This window comes from Polaromonas sp. (genome assembly GCF_030682935.1).
In the GTDB taxonomy this organism is placed as follows: Bacteria; Pseudomonadota; Gammaproteobacteria; order Burkholderiales; family Burkholderiaceae_C; genus Polaromonas.
This window is the reverse complement of sequence record NZ_JAUXNA010000223.1, coordinates 1-4779: the sequence shown is the minus strand read 5'-3', so window position 1 is coordinate 4779 and position 4779 is coordinate 1. Positions and strand designations below refer to the sequence as shown.

At 60.7% G+C, this 4779-nt stretch carries 5 protein-coding genes and 1 pseudogene; 5 read left to right on the top strand and 1 reads right to left on the bottom strand.

Annotation, left to right across the window (positions count from 1 at the left end):
* On the bottom strand, window positions 1-453 hold a 453-nt coding region (locus Q8K05_RS10100; RefSeq protein ID WP_305246490.1), incomplete at its 3' end, for a kinase/pyrophosphorylase.
* Window positions 454-642: 189 nt separating this feature from the next.
* On the opposite strand from Q8K05_RS10100, the gene ppsA reads away from it, so the two are divergent.
* The 5 genes and pseudogenes from ppsA to Q8K05_RS10075 form a co-directional block, all read left to right on the top strand.
* Window positions 643-3042 carry a phosphoenolpyruvate synthase gene (gene ppsA / locus Q8K05_RS10095; protein ID WP_305246491.1) on the top strand — a complete coding sequence of 800 codons (2400 nt, stop codon included), beginning with the start codon at window positions 643-645 and terminating at the stop codon, window positions 3040-3042.
* Window positions 3043-3165: 123 nt separating this feature from the next.
* The gene (locus Q8K05_RS10090) at window positions 3166-3462 is read left to right on the top strand and encodes a hypothetical protein (RefSeq protein ID WP_305246489.1); all 297 of its coding nucleotides are present in this window, start codon (window positions 3166-3168) and stop codon (window positions 3460-3462) included.
* Window positions 3459-4094 (top strand): tetratricopeptide repeat protein, encoded by a 636-nt coding sequence (locus tag Q8K05_RS10085; protein ID WP_305246488.1) that lies wholly within the window; start codon window positions 3459-3461, stop codon window positions 4092-4094. Before Q8K05_RS10090 ends, Q8K05_RS10085 begins: the two co-directional genes overlap by 4 nt.
* Window positions 4081-4341 carry a DUF4212 domain-containing protein gene (locus Q8K05_RS10080; RefSeq protein WP_305246487.1) on the top strand — a complete coding sequence of 87 codons (261 nt, stop codon included), beginning with the start codon at window positions 4081-4083 and terminating at the stop codon, window positions 4339-4341. Before Q8K05_RS10085 ends, Q8K05_RS10080 begins: the two co-directional genes overlap by 14 nt.
* Before the next feature lie 17 nt (window positions 4342-4358).
* Window positions 4359-4779 (top strand): annotated as a pseudogene (locus tag Q8K05_RS10075) (cation acetate symporter); the annotation flags it as partial.

The following is a 4779-nucleotide window of genomic DNA, read 5'->3' as shown; positions in this document are numbered from 1 at the left end:
CAGAATAACGTCCGAGCCGGCCAGATCGCGGTTGCTCTGGCCGTCATCGTGGGCCAGCGAAAAATTGATCGCCTCGATCCGGTCGTCGTAGGCCTTGCTTTTGGAGGCATCCGAGAAGCGGCCGATGCGGTGGTTGGATTTAATGCCCAACTCGTTTTCCAGCGGCGCCACGAAGGTGCCAAACATGTCCAGCAGCATGCCATTGCAGTGGGTTTTGATGACCGACAAAATGTCCATGTTCACCAGCGTCGTGAACACAATCGGCCGCTTGCCTTCAACTTCCCCCGTGTGGTTGATCTGCCGGATCGCCTGGTGGGCCTTGTCCACGCTGTCTATAAAGGGCATGCGGATGTGGCGCGGCGTGAGTTCGAACTGGGCCAGGATGGCGTTGCCAAAGGTTTCGGCGGTGATGCCGGTGCCGTCGGAGATGAAAAATACGGTGCGGTCAGACATGGGGCTGTTCAGGTTGAGGAAAAGGAGGGAGGGGACCAGGCTGGCAGCGGGCCCCTACAATTAGGGCAATTATCCAGATTCCCATGCCATGCCCCGCCACAACCCCTTCGAACAACAACAACCAGGTTGCTCGCTGCGCATGCGCCACGCCCAAGTTTTAAAACCTCCCGGAGTATTTCCATGTCCAACTTGTCTTCTTTATTTGGAGCGACCGATCTGGTCGTACCGTTTGAACACCTGAGAATGACAGATGTCGAGGTCGTAGGTGGCAAAAACGCCAGCCTCGGCGAAATGATCTCGCAACTGCCCACCGGCCCCAACGGCGTGCGGGTGCCTGGCGGTTTTGCCACCACGGCGCACGCCTTTCGCGTGTTTTTGGCCGAGGGCGGGCTGGACAACAAAATCAATGCCGTGCTGGACGCGCTGGATGCCGACGACGTGCGGGCCTTGGCGCAAGCCGGTGCGCTCATCCGTGGCCTGGTGGAAGCCCAGCCGTTTCCGCCAGAATTTCTAAAAGCCGTGACCGAAAGCTTTGCCGTGCTGAGCGCGGGCAATCCCCAGGCCAGCTTTGCGGTTCGCTCGTCGGCCACCGCCGAAGACCTGCCCGACGCCTCGTTTGCGGGCCAGCAGGAGACCTTCCTGAATGTGGTGGGCATTGAAGCCGTGCTGCACAAGATGAAAGAGGTGTTTGCTTCGCTCTACAACGACCGTGCCATCAGCTACCGCGTTCACCAGGGCTTTGCCCATGCCGACGTGGCGCTGTCAGCGGGCGTGCAGCGCATGGTGCGCAGCGATCTGGGTGCGGCAGGTGTGCTGTTCACCATGGACACCGAGAGCGGCTTTGACGACGTGGTCTTCATCACCTCCAGCTACGGCCTGGGCGAAACGGTGGTGCAGGGTGCGGTCAATCCGGACGAGTTTTATGTGCACAAACCGATGCTCAAGGCGGGCAAGCGCGCGGTGATTCGCCGCAACCTGGGCTCCAAGCTGCTGCAGATGGAATTCACCACGGCAGACGAGAAAACGGCCACCGGCAAGCTGGTCAAGACCATCGACGTGCCAACCGAGCTGCGCAACCGCTATTCGCTGACCGACGACGAGGTGGAGCAACTGGCCCGCTACGCGCTGATTATTGAAACGCATTACGGCCGCCCCATGGACGTGGAGTGGGGCAAGGACGGCACCGACGGCCAGCTCTATATTCTGCAGGCCCGCCCCGAAACCGTGAAAAGCCAGGCCAAGGGCAAGGCTGAGCAGCGCTACAAACTCAAGGGCACAGGCACCGTGCTGGCCATGGGCCGCGCAATTGGCCAGAAAATCGGCACCGGCCCGGTCCGCATCGTGCATGACATCAGCGAGATGGACCAGGTCCAGCCCGGCGACATTCTGGTGACCGACATGACCGACCCGAACTGGGAACCGGTGATGAAGCGCGCCAGCGCCATCGTGACCAACCGGGGCGGGCGTACCTGCCACGCCGCCATCATTGCGCGCGAACTCGGCATTCCGGCCGTGGTCGGTTGCGGCGACGCCACGGAAATGCTCAAAAACGGGATGCTGGTGACGGTCAGCTGCGCCGAGGGCGATACCGGCAACATTTACGACGGCTTGCTGGAAACCGAAGTGACCGAAGTGCAGCGCGGTGAGATGCCGCCTATCGACATCAAGATCATGATGAACGTCGGCAACCCGCAACTGGCGTTTGACTTTTGCCAGATTCCCAACCAGGGCGTGGGGCTGGCGCGGCTGGAGTTCATCATCAACAACAACATCGGTGTGCACCCCAAGGCGATTCTGGACTACCCGCATATTGATGCGGACCTGAAAAAGGCGGTGGAAAGCGTGGCGCGCGGCCATGCCTCGCCGCGTGCGTTTTATGTGGACAAGGTCGCCGAAGGCATCGCCACGATTGGTGCGGCTTTCTGGCCCAAGCCGGTGATTGTTCGCCTGTCCGATTTCAAGTCCAACGAGTACCGCAAGCTGATTGGCGGCTCGCGCTACGAGCCCGAAGAAGAAAATCCAATGCTGGGTTTTCGCGGGGCCGCACGCTATATCAGTGCAGATTTCCGCGAGGCTTTTGCCATGGAGTGCGAGGCACTCAAGCGCGTGCGCAACGACATGGGTCTGACCAACGTGGAAGTCATGGTGCCGTTTGTGCGTACCTTGGGCCAGGCCAAGGCCGTGACCGAACTGCTGGCCCAGCATGGCCTCAAGCGTGGCGAGCAGGGCCTGCGCGTCATCATGATGTGCGAAGTGCCCAGCAATGCCATTTTGGCCGACCAGTTTCTCGAATACTTTGATGGCTTTTCCATTGGCTCCAACGACCTGACCCAGCTCACGCTGGGCCTGGACCGCGATTCGGGTCTGGAGATTCTGGCCAAGGATTTTGACGAACGCGATCCGGCTGTCAAGGCGCTGCTCAGCCTGGCCATTGCCGCCTGCAAGCGTCAGGGCAAATACATCGGTATTTGCGGACAGGGTCCCAGCGACCATCCTGACTTTGCGCTGTGGCTCAAGGAGCAGGGCATCGGCTCCATCTCGCTCAACCCCGACACGGTGATTGATACCTGGAAGCAGCTGGCAAACTGAATCCGGTCTGCTTTGCCCGCCAGGCAAGGGAAAACCCCCGGTGACTTGAGGGCGTGCGGTAAGCAAATGGAAAGGCCCCCGATGACAATCGGAGGCTGGTCTTTCACCTGTTCGCCCAACGCCATGCTTACCGTCGTCACGTCTGTCAAACTACTCGCCGAAATCGCGCTGCTTGCGCTATTGGGTCAGTGGGTCGTCGGTTTGCTGGCTGGCCCGGAGCCGGAGCGCAACCCGTTTTACCGCTTGCTGCAGTTGTTGGGGCGCCCCTGGGTGCGTGCAGCGCGCTGGCTTTCGCCGCAGCTGGTGCTGGATCGTCACGTACCGCTGGTGGCCTTTTTTGCCTTGCTGTTTGTCTGGGGCGGGGCGGCGCTCGCAAAAGTCAGCATCTGTCTGCAAATAGGTGTGGCGCTGTGCAAATGAGGCCTGCATTGAACCGTCATTTCCAGTATTACGCATTGAAGGCGCAAGCTGTGTTGCTGCTTGCCCTGGGGCGCCGGTCTGGCGCACTGCGCAGCTTCGAGCAGATGCTGCAGCGCCGGCCTGAAGATCGTTATGCGCTTGCCAGCCAAGCCCATGTGCAGGTGCAGCTCCAGCGCCTTGACGCGGCTGTCGCGAGCCTGCAGCAGCTCACCCGCATCCTGGGTTCCGGGCCGCAAGAGGCGGCGGCGCTGTTCAATCTGGGCTATGTGCTGCAGCAAGCCGGGCGCCATGAAGAGGCCGGCCCGGCATTTCGCAGCGCTCTGGCGCTTGATTCCTCGCTGGACAGGGCCTGGTATGGCCTGGCGCTGGTGCTGATTCACCAGCGCCAGTTCCCTGAAGCGGTGGAAGCGCTGAAAAAAAACACGGCCCTGCAACCCATGAGCCCTTACGGCTGGTATCGGCTGGTGCAGGTCCGGCTGGCGTTGGGACAGCCGGAAAAAGCCCGAAAGATCATTGCGCACCTGCGCCAGTTCGAGCCCAGGGTGGCCGCCCAGCTGGAACGTGAAAATGAGCTGGCAAGTGGGCCAAGTCCCCTTGTCGCAGCAAGCGTGGGGCACCATGCGGCGCACTGAAAACCAACGCCGTTACTGGCGCAAGAACCTGGTCGTGACCGCATTGCTGTTACTGGTCTGGTTTGCCGTCACGTTCGGTGTGAGCTACTTCGCACGCGCGCTGAGCTTTACCTTTTTTGGCTGGCCTTTCAGCTTCTGGATGGGGGCGCAGGGTGCTTTGCTGGTGTATTGCCTGATTGTTGGCTTTTACGCCTGGTACATGAACCGTCTTGACATTGAACATGACGTGGCAGACGGCGTGGACTGAATGAAGGCCCATTTTTAATGGCCGGGTTTTTTGGCGCACGCGAAGGGGCCCTGCTTTCACGGCAACGGTTCAAGACCCAGTTGCACCGCGTCTACCGTTGGTACACCGCTGGCTTCGTGTTTTTTGTGGCCCTGCTTGCCGGCCTGGAGCAACTGGGCCTGCCTCGTATGTGGATAGGCTTCACGTTCATGACGGTCACGATCGGCATTTACGCGGCCATCGGTGTCATGAGCCGCACGACCAATGCCACCGAGTATTACGTAGCCGGCCGCAGCGTGCCGGCGATCTACAACGGCATGGCGGTAGGGGCCGACTGGATGTCAGCGGCCTCATTCATTGGCCTGGCGGGTACGCTCTACCTCACAGGTTACAGCGGACTGGCCTTCGTCATGGGCTGGACTGGCGGCTATTGCCTGGTCGCTTTGGTGCTGGCGCCCT

Bases quoted from the DNA above. Each gene is read 5' to 3' on its own strand.
- Q8K05_RS10085 (WP_305246488.1), top strand. From the start codon at position 3,459: ATGAGGCCTGCATTGAACCGTCATTTCCAGTATTACGCATTGAAGGCG.
- Q8K05_RS10080 (WP_305246487.1), top strand. From the start codon at position 4,081: ATGCGGCGCACTGAAAACCAACGCCGTTACTGGCGCAAGAACCTGGTC.
- Q8K05_RS10090 (WP_305246489.1), top strand. From the start codon at position 3,166: ATGCTTACCGTCGTCACGTCTGTCAAACTACTCGCCGAAATCGCGCTG.